This is a genomic window from Micromonospora sp. NPDC007208, assembly GCF_042869175.1.
GTDB lineage: Bacteria > Actinomycetota > Actinomycetes > Mycobacteriales > Micromonosporaceae > Micromonospora > Micromonospora foliorum.
Map to the genome: position 1 here is coordinate 443,145 of NZ_JBIAFG010000001.1, position 15,989 is coordinate 459,133.

Consider the following 15,989-nt stretch of genomic DNA (forward strand, 5'->3'; position numbering starts at 1 on the left):
GCCTGCTGGTTCGCTCGCTCCGCTCGCTCACGGTTGCGCCACCGGTCGGCGGGTGACCAGCCACAGGAAGAGCGGGCCGCCCAGTACGGCGGTCACCATGCCGACCTGGAGTTCCCCGGGCCGGCCCAGCACCCGGCCGAGCACGTCGGAGCCGAGCAGCAACGCGGGCGCGAGCACCGCGCAGTACGGCAGCAGCCAGCGCAGGTCCGGGCCGGTCAGGGCGCGGACCAGGTGCGGCACCAGCAGTCCGACGAAGACGATCGGACCGCACGCGGCGGTCGCCGCGCCGCAGAGCAGGGTGACCGCGACGATCACCGCGGCGCGGATCAGCGCGGGTCGAGCGCCGAGGGCTCGCGCCGCGTCATCGCCGAGCGCGAGCGCGTTCAGCGGACGGGCGGCGCCGAGCGCGACCAGCAGCCCGACCAGGATGAACGGCAGCACCCGGGTGACGGTCGCGGTGTCCGCGCTGGCCAGTGAGCCGACCGTCCAGAAACGCAGCCGCTCCAGCGAGGCGGTGTCCAGCAGCATCACCGCGCTGACGTACGAGTAGAGAGTGGCGTTGAGCGCCGCCCCGGCCAGCGCGAGTCGGGCCGGGGTGGCGCCGCGTCCGCCGCCGACGGCGTAGACGAGCGCGGTCACCGCCGCCGCGCCGAGCAACGCGAACCAGACGTACCCGCCGACGGCGGTGACGCCCAGGAACGCGGCGGCGGTGGCGACGGCCGCGGACGCGCCGGCGTTGATGCCGAGCAGCCCGGGGTCGGCGAGTGGGTTGCGGGTGAGGGCCTGCATGACCGCGCCCGCCACCCCGAGGGCGGTGCCGGCGAGCAGCCCGAGCAGGGTGCGGGGCAGGCGCATCCGGTGCACCACGGCGTACTCGGTGGCGTCGCGATGCAGCAACCCGGACCAGACGTCGGCGAGCGGCATGGCCTTCGCGCCGACCGCGATGCTGAGCACCACGATCACCGCGAGCAGTGCCACGGCGGTGACCAGGCCGGCGGCGCGGGCCGCCCGACGGCCACGCCGGCTCGGGGGTGCTGCCGTTTCCCTGGCCGGCACGGGCGGTGCCGGTCGGGTGACGGTGGGTGTGGCGTCCAGTGTGGGCTCCGGGGTGATGGCGACACGGCGTACCGCTGTTGACAATGACCGAGGTTAGGCTAACCTAACCCCGCTGCCCTGGTCGACCCCGGCCAACCCTTGATCGAAAGACAACACCATGCCCGATGCCCTGTCCGCCCGCCGCCTCTCCCGCCGTGGCCTGCTGGCCGCCGGTGGCGCTGCCACGCTGGCCACCCTGCTCGCCGCCTGTGGCAAGGACGACGCCGCGAAACCCGCTGCCGGCAACGGAAGTGGCCCCTGGTCGTTCACCGATGACCGCGGCACGAAGGTCGAGGCCGCGGCCCGTCCGACCCGCGTGGTGGCCTTCACCGGCGTGGCGGCGGCTCTGATCGATTTCGGTCTGGACAAGCAGCTCGTGGGCGTGTTCGGTGAGACCAAACGCGCCGACGGCACGGCCGACCCACAGGCCGGCGACCTGAACGTCGAGGGCGTCGAGATCCTCGGCAACGTCTGGGGCGAGTTCAGCCTGGAGAAGTACGCGGCGCTGCGCCCCGAACTGCTGGTCACCCACATGTACGACCCGGACGCGCTCTGGTACGTGCCGGACGAGAGCAAGGCCAAGATCCTCCCGCTGGCGCCCAGCGTGGCGATCACCACCGCCCGGGTGCCGATGACCAAGCCCATCGAGCGGTACGCGGCGCTGGCCGAGTCGCTCGGCGCGGACCTCTCCGCGAAGAAGGTCACCGACGGGAAGGCCCGCTTCGACGCCGCCGCCGAGGCGGTCCGCCAGGCGGTCAAGGCCAACCCCGGGATCAAGGTGATGGCCTGCTCCGGCAGCCCCGACCTCTTCTACGTCTCCAACCCGAAGGTCAGCACCGACCTGATGTACTTCGCCGAGTTGGGCGTCAACATCGTGGTCCCCACCAAGCTCGAAGCCGGCGACTACTTCGAGGCGCTGAGCTGGGAGAGCGCCGGCAAGTTCCCGGCCGACCTGATCCTGCTGGACAACCGCAGCACCGCCCTGCAGGCCAAGGACCTCACCGCCAAGCCGACCTGGCAGCAACTGCCGGCGGTCAAGGCCAACCAGGTGAGCCCGTGGGACGCGGTACCCCGCTTCTCCTACGCCGGCTCCGCGCCACTGCTGGAGAACCTCGCCACCGCCATCCGCAACGCGAAGAAGGTCAGCTGACGCCATGAGTACGAGCGCCACCGCACCGATCGCCTCGCAGTACCGCTTCTACGCCGCGCACGTCGTCCGGGCCCGCCGGGTCGGCGCCTCGCTGATCCGGGTCACCTTCGGTGGCGCGGAGCTGGCCGACTTCGCCGGGGGCGGCCGGGACCAGAGCGTCTCGCTGTTCCTGCCGCACCCCGGGCAGGACGCGCCGGTGGTCCCGGTCGAGCAGGGTGAGGACTGGTTCGGCGGCTGGCGGGCGCTGCCGGCGGACGTCCGCGCGGTGCTGCGCTCGTACACCATCCGGGAGCACCGCCCGGCCGACGCCGCTGTCGACATCGACTTCGTCAGTCACGGCGACACCGGCCCCGCCTCCCGCTGGGCGGCCCTCGCCGGTCCCGGCGACCGGGTGCTGCTGCTCGGCCCGGCGGTGCCCGACAACCGCAGCGTCTGCTTCCGCCCGCCGGACGGCACGGACCTCGTGCTGCTCGCCGCCGACGAGACCGCGCTGCCGGCCATCGAGGGCATCCTGGCCTGGCTGCCCGCCGGCACCCGGGTCCGCGCCTGGATCGAGGTGCCCGACGCCGCCGACATCACCGACCTGCCCACCGAGGCCGACGCCGAGATCAGGTGGATCGTGCGGGGCAGCACCCCGCCCGGTAGCGACCTGCTGGTCAGTTCCGTCCGCGCCGCACGGCTCCCCACCGGCGGCACCCCGTACGCCTGGATCGCCGGTGAGTCCGGCGTGGTGCGGGCGCTGCGCCGGCACCTCGTCGACGAGCGCGGCCTTGACCGTCGGACGGTGACCTTCGCCGGCTACTGGCGACGCGGACTGTCCGAAGAGGACCTGCGTACCGGGGCGCTGGCCGGCGCCACCGCCTGACTGACGACCCCCAATCGATCGGCAGCACTGCCCCGAGGCGCACCGCCGCGCCGGGGAGGGTTCCGGCTGCCCCTCGTCGAGAACGTGGAAGGACATTCCGTGACCGTGCCGACGTACCCCGTCGAGACCACCACGCCGCCTGCGGCGTCAACCGCCGCGCGGGCCCAGCTGCTGCACGGCGGCTCGGTCGAACAGTACCGCCGGACGATCGCCGACGGCGTCGACCGGGTCGCCCGCCGGGTGGCCACGGTGGACCGTCCCGGCACCGGAATCACGCCGGCCGAGCTGGCCCCCCTGGTCGACCGGGTTGACCTGGACCGTCCGTTGGGCGACGCCGGCGCCGCTCTGGACGAGCTGGAGAACGTCTACCTGCGTGACGCCGTCTGGTTCCACCACCCCCGCTACCTCGCCCATCTCAACTGCCCGTTGGCCATCCCGGCGCTGCTCGGTGAGGCGGTGCTCACCGCCGTGAACTCCTCACTGGACACCTGGGACCAGAGCGCCGGGGCCACCCTCATCGAGCGGCGGCTGGTCGACTGGACGGCTGAGCGGATCGGCCTCGGCCCGCACGCGGACGGCATCTTCACCAGCGGCGGCAGCCAGTCCAACCTCCAGGCGCTGCTGTTGGCCCGGGAGGAGGCGTGCGCCGACGCCATCGGACCGGCGGCGCGCGCGGAGCTGCTGCCCCGGCTGCGGGTGATCACCTCCGCCGCCGGTCACTTCAGCGTGCAGAAGTCGGCCAAGCTGCTCGGCCTCGCCCCGGACGCGGTGATCGCGGTGGCCACCGACACTCGGCGACGGATCAGCGCGGCTGCCGTCCGCGAGGAAATCGTGCGGTGCCGCCAGGCCGGGCTCGTGGTGATGGCCGTCGTCGGCACCGCCGGCACCACCGACTTCGGCTCGATCGACCCGCTCACCGAACTGGCCGGGATCTGCGCGGCAGCCGGCGTCTGGCTGCACGTGGACGCCGCGTACGGCTGCGGTCTGCTCGTCTCGCCGACGCGCCGGCACCTGCTCGACGGCATCGAGCGGGCCGACTCGGTCACCGTCGACTTCCACAAGTCGTTCTTCCAGCCGGTCAGCTCCAGCGCGCTGCTGGTCCGCGACCGGCGGACGCTGCGGCACGTCACCTACCACGCCGACTACCTCAACCCGGCCCGGATGGTGGAGCAGCGCATCCCCAACCAGGTCGACAAGAGTTTGCAGACCACCCGCCGCTTCGACGCGTTGAAGCTCTGGCTCACCCTGCGGGTGATGGGCCCGGACGCGCTCGGCGGGCTCTTCGACGAGGTCGTCGACCGGGCGGCCGACGCCTGGCAGCTGGTCAGCGAGGACCCGCGCTTCGAGGTGGTGACCCGCTCGGAGCTGAGCACCGTGGTGTTCCGCTACCTGCCCACCGGCCCCGGCCGGGAGCTGGCCGACGCCGCCAACCTGCACGCCCGGGAGGCCCTCGCGGCGTCCGGTCTCGCCGTGGTCGCCGGGACCCGGGTGGACGGCCGGCACTTCCTGAAGTTCACCCTGCTCAACCCGGAAACCACAGTCGACGACGTCGGGTACGTGCTCGATCTGATCGCCACCCACGCCGGCCGGTACGTGCACGACCACGTCGACGCCGACCTGACCTGCCACGTCGGCTGACGCCGATGAACCTGCCCCGTCGGCTGACGCCGGTGACCACGAACCCGCGCCTGGAGACCCCGATGTCCACCCACGACTTCATCGCCATCGGGTTGGGCCCGTACAACCTGGGCCTGGCCTGCCTCACCGCGCCGATCGACGAACTCGACGGGGTGTTCCTGGAGGCCCGGCCGAGTCTCGCCTGGCACCCCGGCATGCTGCTGGAGTCGGCCCGGTTGCAGACCCCGTTCATCGCCGATCTGGTCAGCCTCGCCGACCCCACGTCGCCGTACTCCTTCCTCAACTACCTCAAGGAGATCGGCCGGCTCTACCCGTTCTACATCCGGGAGAGCTTCTACCCGCTGCGCAGCGAGTACGACGCGTACTGCCGGTGGGCGGCGGCGAAACTGCCGAACCTGCGCTTCGGTCAAACCGTGACGACTGTGGAGTACGACTCCGCCGACGAGCGGTACGTGGTGCGGGCCAGCACCGGCACGGGGGAGACCGTGGAGTACCGCGCCCGACACCTGGTGCTCGGCACCGGCACCCCGCCGCACCTGCCCCCGGCCGTCGCCGATCTGCCCGGCGACGCCGTGCACAACTCGCGCTACCTGGAGCACCGCACGGCGCTGCGCACCAAGCGCAGCATCACCGTGGTGGGCAGCGGGCAGAGCGCCGCCGAGATCTACCACGACCTGCTCGGCGACATCGACCGGTACGGCTACCAGCTCAACTGGGTGACCCGGTCGCCGCGGTTCTTCCCGCTCGAATACACCAAGCTGACGCTGGAGATGACCTCACCGGACTACGTGGACTACTTCCACGCGCTGCCCGAGGCGACCCGCTACCGGCTGGAGTCCGAGCAGAAGGGCCTGTTCAAGGGCATCAACGCCGACCTGATCAACGACATCTTCGACCTGCTCTACGCGCACAGCGTGGACGGGCCGGTGAACACCCGCCTGCTCACCAACACCGAGCTGGTCAGCGCCGACCACCGGGACGGGCAGTACACGCTGGGGTTGCGTCAGGTGGAGCAGGAGCGCGACTTCGCCCTGCGTACCGAGGGGTTGGTGCTGGCCACCGGTTACCACTACCGGGTGCCGGACTTCCTCGCGCCGGTGTCGGACCGGATCCGCTGGGACGCCCACGGTCGCTTCGACGTGGCCCGCAACTACAGCATCGACCACAGCGGGCGGGGCATCTTCCTGCAGAACGCGGGCACCCACACGCACAGCATCACCTCTCCCGACCTCGGCATGGGCGCCTACCGCAACTCCTGGATCATCAGCGAGCTGCTGGGTCGGGAGCACTACCCGATCGAGAAGAGCATCACCTTCCAGGAGTTCGGGGTGTCGTCGTGACCGCCGTCTTCACCCACGTCGACGGGGGGCTCGGCGAGTTCGCGCTGCGGCCGCTCGACCCGGACGCCGACGCCGCGCTGCTGCACACCTGGGTGACCCACCCCAAGGCGGCGTTCTGGATGATGCAGGACGCCGACCTGGCCCAGGTCACCGAGGAGTACCGGCGGATCGCCGAGCACCCGCACCACGACGCGTACCTCGGGCTGTGGCGGGGGAGTCCCGCCTTCCTGGCGGAGCGCTACGACCCGGCCCACGTCGAGCTGGTCGGCCTGTACGACCACCAGCCCGGTGACGTCGGCATGCACTTCCTCTGCGCGCCGGTCGACGCGCCCGTGCACGGCTTCACCCGGGCGGTGATCGGCACCGTCATGGCGTGGCTCTTCGACGACCCCACGACCCGGCGGGTGGTTGTCGAACCGGACGTGCGGAACACCGCCGTGCACGCGCTGAACGCCGCCGTCGGCTTCACTGTCGTCGGCCCGATCGCCAAGCCCGAGAAGGACGCACTGCTCAGCGTCTGCACCCGAGCCCAGTTCCAGGCCGCCACCGACCGCGCCGTTGCCGACCGCGCTGCCGCCACCCGAATCGAAGGAGCCCCGGCGTGACCACCACCGCCGTCCCCACCCACCCGCCCGTCGCCACCGCGCACAACGCTTCCGGCGACCCGGTCGGGCACCTCACCCCGCAGCGCTGGGCCCGGGCCAACCGGCTGCTGGTCCGCAAGGCGCTCGCCGAGTTCACCCACGAGCGGCTGCTCAGCCCGGAAGCCGTGGCCGGCCCCGACGACCGGCAGTGGTACGAGGTCCGCAGCGACGACGGCACGGTCACCTACCGGTTCGTGGCGCGGGTGCTCGCCCTGGCGCACTGGCAGATCGACGCGGACAGCATCACCCGACACCGCGGCGGCGCGTCCCTGGCACCGGACGCGGTGGACCTCATCGTCGAACTGCGCGACACCCTCGGTCTCTCCGCACGGGTGCTCCCGGTCTACCTGGAGGAGATCACCTCGACGCTGGCGGGTACGGCGTACAAGCTGGCTCAGGCCGCGCCGAGCGCCGCCGAGCTGGCCGAGGCGGACTTCCAGACCATCGAGACCTCGATGACCGAGGGCCACCCCTGCTTCGTGGCGAACAACGGCCGGCTCGGCTTCGGTGTCGACGAGTACCACCGGTACGCCCCGGAGGCCGCCGCGCCGGTGCGGCTGGAGTGGCTGGCCGCGCACCGCGACCACTCGACGTTCAGCAGCGCCGCCGACCTGGACTACGACAGGCTCATCGAGAGCGAGCTGGACGCCGAGACCCGGGCCCGTTTCGCGGCGACGATGGCCGGTCTCGGGCTGGACCTCGCCGACTACCACCTGATCCCGGCGCACCCGTGGCAGTGGTGGAACAAGCTGGCGGTCACCTTCGCCGGGGAGTTGGCCGAGCGCCGGCTGGTGCACCTCGGCCCCGGCCCGGACGTGTACCTCGCCCAACAGTCCATCCGCACCTTCTTCAACGTCAGCGAGCCGGGGCGGCACTACGTCAAGACCGCGCTGTCGGTGCTGAACATGGGCTTCATGCGGGGGTTGTCGGCCGCGTACATGGCGGCCACCCCGGCGATCAACGACTGGCTGGCCGACCTCATCGCCGCCGACGAGGTGTTGGCCGGCACCGGCCTGACCGTCATCCGGGAGCGGGCCGCGGTGGGTTACCGGCACCGGCAGTACGAGGCGGCGACCGAGCGCACCTCCCCGTACCGGAAGATGTTGGCCGCCCTGTGGCGGGAGAGCCCGGTGCCCAGCCTGGCCCCGGGAGAGCGGCTGTCCACCATGGCCGCGCTGTTGCACGTCGACGACGAGGGCGGCTCGCTGGCGGCGGCGCTGATCGCGCGGTCCGGCCTGGCGCCCGAGGTGTGGCTGCGCCGCTACCTGGACGCCTACCTGACCCCGCTGCTGCACAGCTTCTACGCCCACGACCTGGCCTTCATGCCGCACGGCGAGAACGTCATCCTGGTCCTCGACGAGCAGGACACGGTCCAGCGGGTGATCTTCAAGGACATCGCCGAGGAGATCGCGGTGATGAGCGACAAGGTCGAGCTGCCGGCGGCGGTGGAGCGGATCCGCGTCGAGGTGCCCGACGACACCAAGCTGCTGAGCATCTTCACCGACGTGGTGGACTGCTTCCTGCGGCACCTCAACGCGGTCCTGGTCGAGGCCGGTGTGCTCGCCGAGGACGATTTCTGGCGTACGGTCGCGGCCTGCGCCGCCGACTACTTCGACCGGGTGCCGCACCTGGCCGAGCGGGTCCGTCACTACGACCTGTTCGCCCCGGAGTTCACGCTGTCCTGCCTCAACCGGCTGCAGCTGCGCGACAACCAGCAGATGATCGACCTGGCTGACCCGTCGGCGGCTCTCCAGTTCGTCGGCACCCTCACGAACCCGCTCGCCGCTCACGCTCCGGCCCGGTGACCGCTATCGCGTTTGGTCGGCGCGCACGCCAACGGGTGCAATAGGCGGATGGACGTTCTGAGTACGGCCAGCCTGTTCGCCGCAATCCTGACCACCGGCCTTACCGCCGGGCTGTTCGCCGCCTTCGCGTACGCGGTCATGCCGGGCCTGGCCCGCACCGACGACCGGACGTTGGTGCTCGCCATGCGGCGGATCAACGAGTCGATCCTCAACGGTTGGTTCGCGGTGTGCTTCGGGGGCGCGCTGCTGTTCACGCTGCTGGCGGCGGCGCTGCACCTGGGGGCCGGGCGTCGGGCGGTGCTGCCGTGGGTCGTCGCGGCGCTGCTGCTGTACCTGGTGGTGCTCGGTGTCACCGCCGTGGTCAACGTGCCGCTCAACAACGTGCTGGCCCGCGCCGGCGACGTGGACGGTGCCACCGACCTCGCGGGCCTGCGGGCGCGCTTCGAGGTCACCTGGGTACGCGGCAACGTGGTCCGTGCCGTCGCGTCGACCGGCGCCTTCGGGCTGCTGGCGTGGGCACTGGTGGCCGAGGGCCGGCTGTCCGGCTGAGCCGGGCGGGGCGACCGACCGGGCCGGCGCCGGCTCAGTCGGTCGTCTCCGCCGTTCCGGCCCGCTGGAACGCTTGGGCCAGTTGGGCGAGGTCGAAGCCCTCGAAGTGCTGGAGGAACCGGCGGCGTACGGCAGCCAGGTGGCTGGGCCAGGACTCCTGCAGGCGGGCGAAGCCCGCGTCGGTGAGGACGGCGTTCCAGCCGCGCGCGTCCTCCTCGCACCGTTCCCGCCGGACCAGGCCCTGCGTCTCCAGCCGGATGACCGTGCGGGTCATGCCGCTGAGGGAGAGGTGGCAGAGCGCGGCGAGCTCGTTCATGCGCATCCGCCGCTCCGGTGTCTCGGAGAGGTTCATCAGCGCGGTGTACTCGGTGAGCGGTAGCTGACGGTCACCGACCATGTCGGCGTCTATCGCGCGAGGCAGGACGTGCATGACCTGACCCAGGGCGCGAACCAGGGATTCCTCATCAGGGGTGAGCGGTTGCGGAGTCGCTGGGCCGGTGTCGGACATCCTCATATCATACTTGATTGACTGAGCAAATGCTCACCCTCCGTGTGACCACGCCCATAGGACAGATATTTGCTTGACCAATCAAGCAGCGGTTAGCGTTCCGGTCGTCAGGCAAGGACCCTCTGAAAGGCGCCACACATGACCAGGATCGGGATCATCCTCGGCAGCACCCGCCCAGGGCGTAACGGCGAGGCCGTCGCCCGCTGGGTGCTCGAGATCGCCAAGCAGCGCTCCGACGCGGAGTACGAGCTGATCGACCTGCTCGACTACCAGCTGCCGCACCTCGACGAGGCGTACCCGCCCTCGATGGGCCAGTACAGCCAGCCGCACACCAAGCGGTGGGCCGAGACGATCGCGTCGTTCGACGGGTTCATCATGGTTACCCCCGAGTACAACCACTCGACCTCGGGCGCCCTGAAGAACGCGATCGACTTCCTCTACGCCGAGTGGAACAACAAGGCCGTCGGCTTCGTCAGCTACGGCTCGGTCGGCGGGACGCGCGCCGTCGAGCACCTGCGTCTGATCTCCGGTGAGCTGCAGATGGCCGACGTGCGCTCGCAGGTCGCGCTCTCGCTCTTCACCGACTTCGAGAACTTCAGCGTCTTCAAGCCCAACCAGTTCCACCAGGACTCGCTGACCGCCACGCTCGACCAGGTGGTCGCCTGGAGCACCGCGCTCGCTCCGCTGCGCAAGGGCTGAGCGTTTCGCGCCTTCCGGAAACGGCCGCGGGGGATCCCGCGGCCGTTTCCGGGCGTTCGGGCCCATTCCCGTCCGCCGGGGGAGACCCTGCGGTCAGGCAGCCCGGGTACCGGCGAGCAGGTCCAGCGAGAGCTGCCACAGTCGCGCCGCCGCCGCGGGGTCGATCGCGTGGTCGGCGACGCCGCGCAGCGGGTCCGCCGGGTCGTGGCGCACCGCCTGTTCGCAGTCCTCGAAGTACCGGCCGCCGATGCCCTCCAGTTGCGGCCCGGCGGCGAGCAACACCGACGTCGCGGCCCCCTGCTGCGGGGTCTTGAAGTCGAACGCCGGAAGCTGCGCGTAGTCCTCCTCGGTGAGGTGCCGTCCCAGGTTGGTGGTGACCGCGCCCGGGTTGGCCGCGTTGACGGTGATGCCGTCGCCGGCCCAGCGCCGGTTCGCCTCGACCGCGAACAGCGCGGTGGCGGTCTTCGACTCGCCGTAGGCGAGGAGACGGTCATAGGGGCGTTCCCGGAAGTTGACGTCCTCGAAGACCATCGGGGCCGAAACGTGGGCGATGGAACTCAGCGACACCACGCGGGCCCGACCGGCCTCGGCGAGTGCCCGGCGCAGCCCGGTGGCGAGTGCGAAGTGGCCGAGGTGGTTGGTGGCGAACTGCAACTCCCACCCCTGCGCGGTGCGCATCTCCGGGGTCGCCGACACACCCGCGTTGTTGACCAGGATGTGCAGGGGGCCGTCCCAGGCGGCCACGAAAGCGGCGACCGACCGCTGGTCGGACAGGTCCAACGGCCTGACCCGGAGCAGCCGGTTCGCGGCCCCGGCACCGATCTCCCGCGCGGTCCGCTCTCCCGCCCGCACGTCCCGTACCGCCAGGGTCACCTCGGCACCCGCCATGGCGAGCGCCCGGGCGGTCTCCACGCCGATGCCCGACGAGGCGCCGGTGACGATGGCGCGCCGACCGGTCAGGTCGACACCGGCCACGACGTCGGCGGCGGTGGACCGGGCGTTGAACGGCGTGGTGACGCGTGTTTCCGACATGATCGACTTCCTTCGGTGGTGTCCGCACGTGGCCGTGCCAGCTCGCCGTACCGGCGTACGGTGTGCCGGCACCGCCCTTCGCACCGATCGTGCGCGGAGGTCTGCGCGGACGGCCAACACACGCTTCCTGGCGTGGCTACAGTCTGTTCCTGTGGCCACGCCTGAGCTGCGACAACTGCGTTACTTCCTGGTCCTCGCGGAGGAGCTGAGCTTCACCCGGGCCGCCGCCCGCCTGATGATCGCCCAGCAGTCGCTGTCGCAGCAGATCACCGCCCTGGAACGCGTCCTCGGGGTGAAGCTGTTCGAACGCGACAGCCGCGGCACCACCCTCACCGACATCGGCGTCCTGTTCGTGTCCCAGGCACGCGCCGTGACCGACCGCGCCGACCAGGCCGTCGCCGTCGTGGAACGGGCCCTGCGCGGCGAGGTCGGCACCCTCCGGCTCGCCTTCCTGACCACCGTCGCCAACCACCTCCTGCCCCCGGTGGTCCGGGCGGTCCGCCACCACCTCCCCGACCTGCACCTGGCCACCGAGACCACAAGCATCGCGCCCCTGGTGCAGGGCGTCCTCGACGGGCGGTTCGACGTCGCCTTCACCCGGACCCCGCTCGTTGCCGGCCTGGAGTCCAGGAGACTGACCACCGAACCGGTCTGCGCGGTGCTGCCCGAGGGCCACCCGCTCGCGGCGCGCGCCCAGCTGACGCTCGCCGACCTGGCGAACGAACCGTGGGTCATGACGCCGCGCAGCTCCTGGGAACCCTGGCACCGCGCCTACGAGGACCAGTTCCGGGAAGCGGGCTTCGTCCCGACCGTCGTCCAGGAGGAGGCCGGCGTGCAGAGCCTCCTCGGCCTGGTCGCCGCCGGACTCGGCGTCACCCGGCTCGCCTGCTCGGCGGCCAGCCTTCGCCGCACCGGCGTGGTGTTCGTCCCGCTGGCCGACGCCTACGCGTACACCGAGATGGTGTGGTTGGCGGGCAACCCCGCACCCGCGCTGCACCGCTTCCTGGACGTGGTCACGGAGCTCGCGGCGACGACCGACCTCACCAGCACCGGCTGACGGTGAGCCGGCCGGCTCAGCGCGTCGCGAGGTGGTGGATGGTGCCGTCGGCGACGACGCGGAGCTTGTCGGGGTTGGCGACGTTGTGGATGGCGGTGATGCGGCCACCGGCGTCGATGTCGAAGGAGACGGTGGCGACCACCCGACCCGCACCGCTGAACACCAGCCCCGGCCCCCCGTTGATCTCGACCAGGGCTGCGTGCATGTCGTGCGGCGCAACGCCCTGGTAGGTGACGGTGCCGATGGCCGCGAACCACGCGGCGACCGTGCCCGCGCCCCGGATGGGACGCAGGGCCTGGCGGACCTTTCCGCCACCGTCGGTCCACAGTGTGACGTCCGGAGACAGCAGCTCCAGCAGGGTGTTGATGTCGCCACCGGTCGAGGCGGCGAGGAATCGCTCGGTGACCCCGCGCTGCTGCGACCGGTCCGCGGTGAAGCGTGGCCGCTGACCCCGCACGTGCTCGCGAGCACGGTGGGCGGTCTGGCGGACCGCGGCCTCGGAGCGTTCCACCGCCACCGCGATCTCCGCATGGCTGAAGTCGAAGACCTCCCGCAGGACGAACACGGCCCGCTCGAGCGGGCTGAGCGTTTCCAGCACCACGAGCATCGCCATCGACACCGACTCGGCGTCGGTGACGGCGTCGGCGGCGTCCCCGTCGGTCAGGATGGGCTCGGGCAACCACGGCCCCACATAGGTCTCGCGGTGGTGCCGGGCCGAGCGCAGCCGCTGCAACGCGAGGTTCGACACGATGCGGGCGAGGTACGCCTTGGGGTCGGCGACCTGGGAGCGGCCTGCCGCGGACCAGCTGATCCAGGCGTCCTGCACCGCGTCCTCGGCATCGGCCGCGCTGCCGAGTATCCGGTAGGCCACCGAGAACAGCAGGTTGCGATAACTGTGGAACACCTGCTCGTCGGCGTCCGGCTGGTGCGTCACCGCGCGTCCCGTAGGCGGGTGAAGCGGCCGCCGCGCGGCCAGAACGCGCCGGAGGAGGGCAGCCGCGACATACGGCGGTAGGTCGACCAGGGTGAGGCGCTCACGGTCTCCTTGTACCAGACCGCCATCCGCCCGGTCAGACACCCGCGGCGAGGGCTGTCGTCGGGGCGGGTGAACTGCACGACCGCATCGTTTCGACCCAGGCTCACCGGCGTGTGGTAGTAACCGAACCGGAACGGTCTGGGCTGCCTGCCCCGCAGCGTGCGGGCGATCGACACCGCGGCGTGCACGCCGGTCGGCATGCCGCTCTGGCAGGTGCCGTGCAGCATCCCGTAGCCCTGCCGGATCGCGGCCGCGTCGCCGACCGCGTACACCTCGGGGTGCGTCACCGACCGCAACGCGAGGTCGGTGACGACCCGACCGCGTTCATCGACGGTCAGCCCGGCGGCGGCCGCCAGCGGCGCCACCCGGGTACCACCGGTCCAGAGGACGACGTCAGCCGCCAGGGTCTCCGCACCGGCCAGTTCGACCCCGTCGGGCCGGACCCTCGTGACCGCCGCTCCGGTGACCACCTGGACGCCGAGGCGGGTCAGCGCGGCCCGCAGGTACGCCCGGGCCTTCGGGTTCATGCTCGCCCCCGGGTCCTGCTGGCCCACCAGCGTGACGCCGACCTCCGGGTGTCGTTCCGCGATCTCCGCAGCCGCCTCGACACCGGTCAACCCGCTGCCGACGACGACGACCCTGCCGGTGCCGAGCCGAGCCAGCCGGTCCGCCAGCGTGGTCGCCCCGCTGGGGCTGTCCAGGGCGTACGCGTGCTCCTCGACGCCCGGGACCGCCGCCGTGTCGGTCACGCTGCCCAACGCGTAGACCAGGGTGTCGTAGCGCAGCACCCGGCTGTCGTCGACACGGACGGTCTTCGCCTGGGCATCCACCGCCGTCACCCAGCCGCGCACGAACTGGGCACCGGTCTCCGCCAGCAGTTGAGGGATGTTCAGCTCGGCGAGCCGCTGCCCGGTGGCCGTCATGTGCAGCCGGAGGCGCTCGGTGAACCGTTCCTGCGCGTTGACCACTGTCACCTGGACGTCGGCCCGCCTGGTGCGTGCCGCGAGCTGGGTCGCCGCGGCCATGCCCGCGTAACCCGCGCCGAGGATCAGGACGCGGTGCGTGCCCGCCGGGACCTGTCGATGCGATGTGCTCATTGTTTCGCCTCTCTGATCGAAGTGACGACCACGAGATGCCTGCCGCTCGTCGGTTCGTGACATCGCAGCGGTGTGACGCCCGCCACGGCCAGCGTCCGACGGGCGCGTTCACTACCCTTGGCGCGATGAGTCGATCTGCCACCACTGGTAGGGCTCCGCTCTGGCGGGACCGCACCTTCGGCACGTACTGGGTCGCGCAGTCGCTCTCGGCGGCCGGCGACTCGTTCGCCTACCTGGCGGTGCCGCTGCTGGTGCTCCAGGCGACCGGGTCGGTGGCGCAGATGGGCCTGCTCACCGCCGTCGCCGGCGCGGCGTCCGTCGTCGCCGGGATCTTCGGCGGGGTGCTGGTCGACAGGTACGACCGCCGCACCCTGATGATCGTGGCGGATCTGACCCGACTGGTGCTCTACGCCCTGGTGCCACTGGCGTGGTTCGCCGGCCCGCAGGTCTGGCTGCTCTTCGTCGTGCTGCCGATCTGCGAGGCGGCCGGCATGCTGTTCCAGGTCGCCGCGGTGACCGCGGTCCGCAACCTCGTCGACTCCGACCGGATCACCGAGGCCAACGGTCGCTTGCAGGCGACATACGCGGCGGCGGCCGTCCTCGGGCCGCTGCTCGCCGGCGTGGTGGCGGCCCGCTTCGGCCCGGCGACCGCCATCGCCGTCAACGCGGCGAGCTTCGCGCTCTCGGCGGCCGGCCTGTGGCTGATTCGACTGCGCCCGGTGCAGGTGGGAGAGGGGGTGACCCGGCAGCGTCCGCTGGCCGAGTTCCTGGCCGGGGCGCGGTTCCTGTGGCGACAGCCCGTGCTACGCGCGCTGACCGTCCTGTTGTCGGTCTTCATCTTCCTCACCTACGGCTTCGTCGACGTGCTGATCTACCACGTCACGCACGACCTCGGCGGCTCCGAAGGCACCGTCGGCACGGTGCTCGGCCTCGCGGCGCTGGGCACGGTCGCCGGCGCGCTGCTGGTGGCCCCGCTGCGTCGCCGTCGCGGCTTCGGTGCCACCTGGATCGGCGCGCACGCGATCTGCGGCTTCGCGGTGGCGGGGGTGGGCATCGCCACCACCGTGCCGGCGGTCACCGCGCTGACCGCGGTGTACCTGTGCTGTCTCAGCGTCGGCGGGATCTGTTCGATGTCCCTGCGCCAGGAGATCACCCCCGATCACCTGCTGGGCCGTGTCACGTCGGCGTTCTGGAGCACGCACTACGCCCTCGGCCCGGCCGGCGCTGTCGTGCTGACCTGGGCCGCCGGCCGGTACGGCGCTCCGGCCGTCACGCTGGCGGCGGGCGCGGGGTGCCTGTTGGTCGCGGTCGGCGCCCTCTTCACCCCGATCCGCCGTGCCGGTGCGGAGCCGGCCGCCGGGCAGCCCGGACTGCGCCCGGCCCCGGCCGGCGGCTGAGCCCTCCTGGTCGATCATGGACTTGTGGTGGGCGCGTTGGGAAGGCTCGTCCCTTTTGCACACCACCACAAGTCCAT

15 protein-coding genes are annotated in these 15,989 nt (G+C 71.7%); 10 read left to right on the forward strand and 5 right to left on the reverse strand.

The genetic code is table 11. From position 1 onward, the window contains the following. Positions 1-27 precede the first annotated feature (27 nt). The gene (locus ACFYL6_RS01820) at positions 28-1,140 is read right to left on the reverse strand and encodes a FecCD family ABC transporter permease (RefSeq protein ID WP_387166138.1); all 1,113 of its coding nucleotides are present in this window, start codon (positions 1,138-1,140) and stop codon (positions 28-30) included. A 73-nt stretch (positions 1,141-1,213) separates the two neighbouring features. Here ACFYL6_RS01820 and ACFYL6_RS01825 point away from each other — a divergent pair, with 73 nt between their 5' ends. From ACFYL6_RS01825 to ACFYL6_RS01855, 7 genes are all read left to right on the forward strand, one after another. Next, positions 1,214-2,245, forward strand: coding sequence for an ABC transporter substrate-binding protein (locus ACFYL6_RS01825; RefSeq protein WP_387166140.1), 1,032 nt, complete (start codon positions 1,214-1,216; stop codon positions 2,243-2,245). A 4-nt stretch (positions 2,246-2,249) separates the two neighbouring features. Further along, positions 2,250-3,110 (forward strand): siderophore-interacting protein, encoded by an 861-nt coding sequence (locus ACFYL6_RS01830; RefSeq protein ID WP_387166142.1) that lies wholly within the window; start codon positions 2,250-2,252, stop codon positions 3,108-3,110. 99 nt (positions 3,111-3,209) lie between these two features. Further along, positions 3,210-4,748 (forward strand): pyridoxal phosphate-dependent decarboxylase family protein, encoded by a 1,539-nt coding sequence (locus ACFYL6_RS01835; protein WP_387166144.1) that lies wholly within the window; start codon positions 3,210-3,212, stop codon positions 4,746-4,748. Between the two features lie 62 nt (positions 4,749-4,810). Beyond that, positions 4,811-6,088 carry a lysine N(6)-hydroxylase/L-ornithine N(5)-oxygenase family protein gene (locus tag ACFYL6_RS01840; RefSeq protein ID WP_387166819.1) on the forward strand — a complete coding sequence of 426 codons (1,278 nt, stop codon included), beginning with the start codon at positions 4,811-4,813 and terminating at the stop codon, positions 6,086-6,088. Further along, entirely contained in the window at positions 6,085-6,693 is a 609-nt protein-coding gene (locus ACFYL6_RS01845) for a GNAT family N-acetyltransferase (protein WP_387166146.1), read from the forward strand. The genes ACFYL6_RS01840 and ACFYL6_RS01845 overlap by 4 nt, the downstream gene beginning before the upstream one ends. After that, positions 6,690-8,537 (forward strand): IucA/IucC family protein, encoded by a 1,848-nt coding sequence (locus ACFYL6_RS01850; protein WP_387166148.1) that lies wholly within the window; start codon positions 6,690-6,692, stop codon positions 8,535-8,537. Before ACFYL6_RS01845 ends, ACFYL6_RS01850 begins: the two co-directional genes overlap by 4 nt. A 48-nt stretch (positions 8,538-8,585) precedes the next feature. Further along, positions 8,586-9,086 carry a DUF1772 domain-containing protein gene (locus ACFYL6_RS01855; RefSeq protein ID WP_387166150.1) on the forward strand — a complete coding sequence of 167 codons (501 nt, stop codon included), beginning with the start codon at positions 8,586-8,588 and terminating at the stop codon, positions 9,084-9,086. 34 nt (positions 9,087-9,120) lie between these two features. On the opposite strand, the gene ACFYL6_RS01860 is transcribed toward ACFYL6_RS01855, so the two are convergent. Continuing rightward, on the reverse strand, positions 9,121-9,594 hold the full coding sequence (locus ACFYL6_RS01860) for a MarR family winged helix-turn-helix transcriptional regulator (RefSeq protein WP_387166152.1): 474 nt from the start codon (positions 9,592-9,594) through the stop codon (positions 9,121-9,123). Between the two features lie 138 nt (positions 9,595-9,732). Between ACFYL6_RS01860 and ACFYL6_RS01865 the strand changes: the two genes are divergently transcribed. Next, complete coding sequence (locus tag ACFYL6_RS01865; protein ID WP_387166154.1) at positions 9,733-10,293, forward strand: NADPH-dependent FMN reductase; 561 nt, start codon at positions 9,733-9,735, stop codon at positions 10,291-10,293. Positions 10,294-10,386: 93 nt separating this feature from the next. Here the strand turns inward: ACFYL6_RS01865 and ACFYL6_RS01870 are convergent, their stop codons facing one another. Beyond that, entirely contained in the window at positions 10,387-11,325 is a 939-nt protein-coding gene (locus ACFYL6_RS01870; protein WP_387166156.1) for an SDR family NAD(P)-dependent oxidoreductase, read from the reverse strand. A 151-nt stretch (positions 11,326-11,476) separates the two neighbouring features. Here ACFYL6_RS01870 and ACFYL6_RS01875 point away from each other — a divergent pair, with 151 nt between their 5' ends. After that, on the forward strand, positions 11,477-12,382 hold the full coding sequence (locus tag ACFYL6_RS01875; RefSeq protein ID WP_387166158.1) for a LysR family transcriptional regulator: 906 nt from the start codon (positions 11,477-11,479) through the stop codon (positions 12,380-12,382). Positions 12,383-12,398: 16 nt separating this feature from the next. Here the strand turns inward: ACFYL6_RS01875 and ACFYL6_RS01880 are convergent, their stop codons facing one another. Together ACFYL6_RS01880 and ACFYL6_RS01885 are read right to left on the reverse strand one after the other, a co-directional pair. Beyond that, positions 12,399-13,316, reverse strand: coding sequence for an RNA polymerase sigma-70 factor (locus tag ACFYL6_RS01880; protein ID WP_387166160.1), 918 nt, complete (start codon positions 13,314-13,316; stop codon positions 12,399-12,401). Continuing rightward, positions 13,313-14,515: an NAD(P)/FAD-dependent oxidoreductase gene (locus tag ACFYL6_RS01885; protein ID WP_387166162.1), complete on the reverse strand. Its 1,203-nt coding sequence runs from the start codon at positions 14,513-14,515 to the stop codon at positions 13,313-13,315. The genes ACFYL6_RS01880 and ACFYL6_RS01885 overlap by 4 nt, the downstream gene beginning before the upstream one ends. Positions 14,516-14,640: 125 nt before the next feature. Here ACFYL6_RS01885 and ACFYL6_RS01890 point away from each other — a divergent pair, with 125 nt between their 5' ends. Further along, the gene (locus ACFYL6_RS01890) at positions 14,641-15,912 is read left to right on the forward strand and encodes an MFS transporter (protein ID WP_387166164.1); all 1,272 of its coding nucleotides are present in this window, start codon (positions 14,641-14,643) and stop codon (positions 15,910-15,912) included. Positions 15,913-15,989 lie beyond the last annotated feature (77 nt).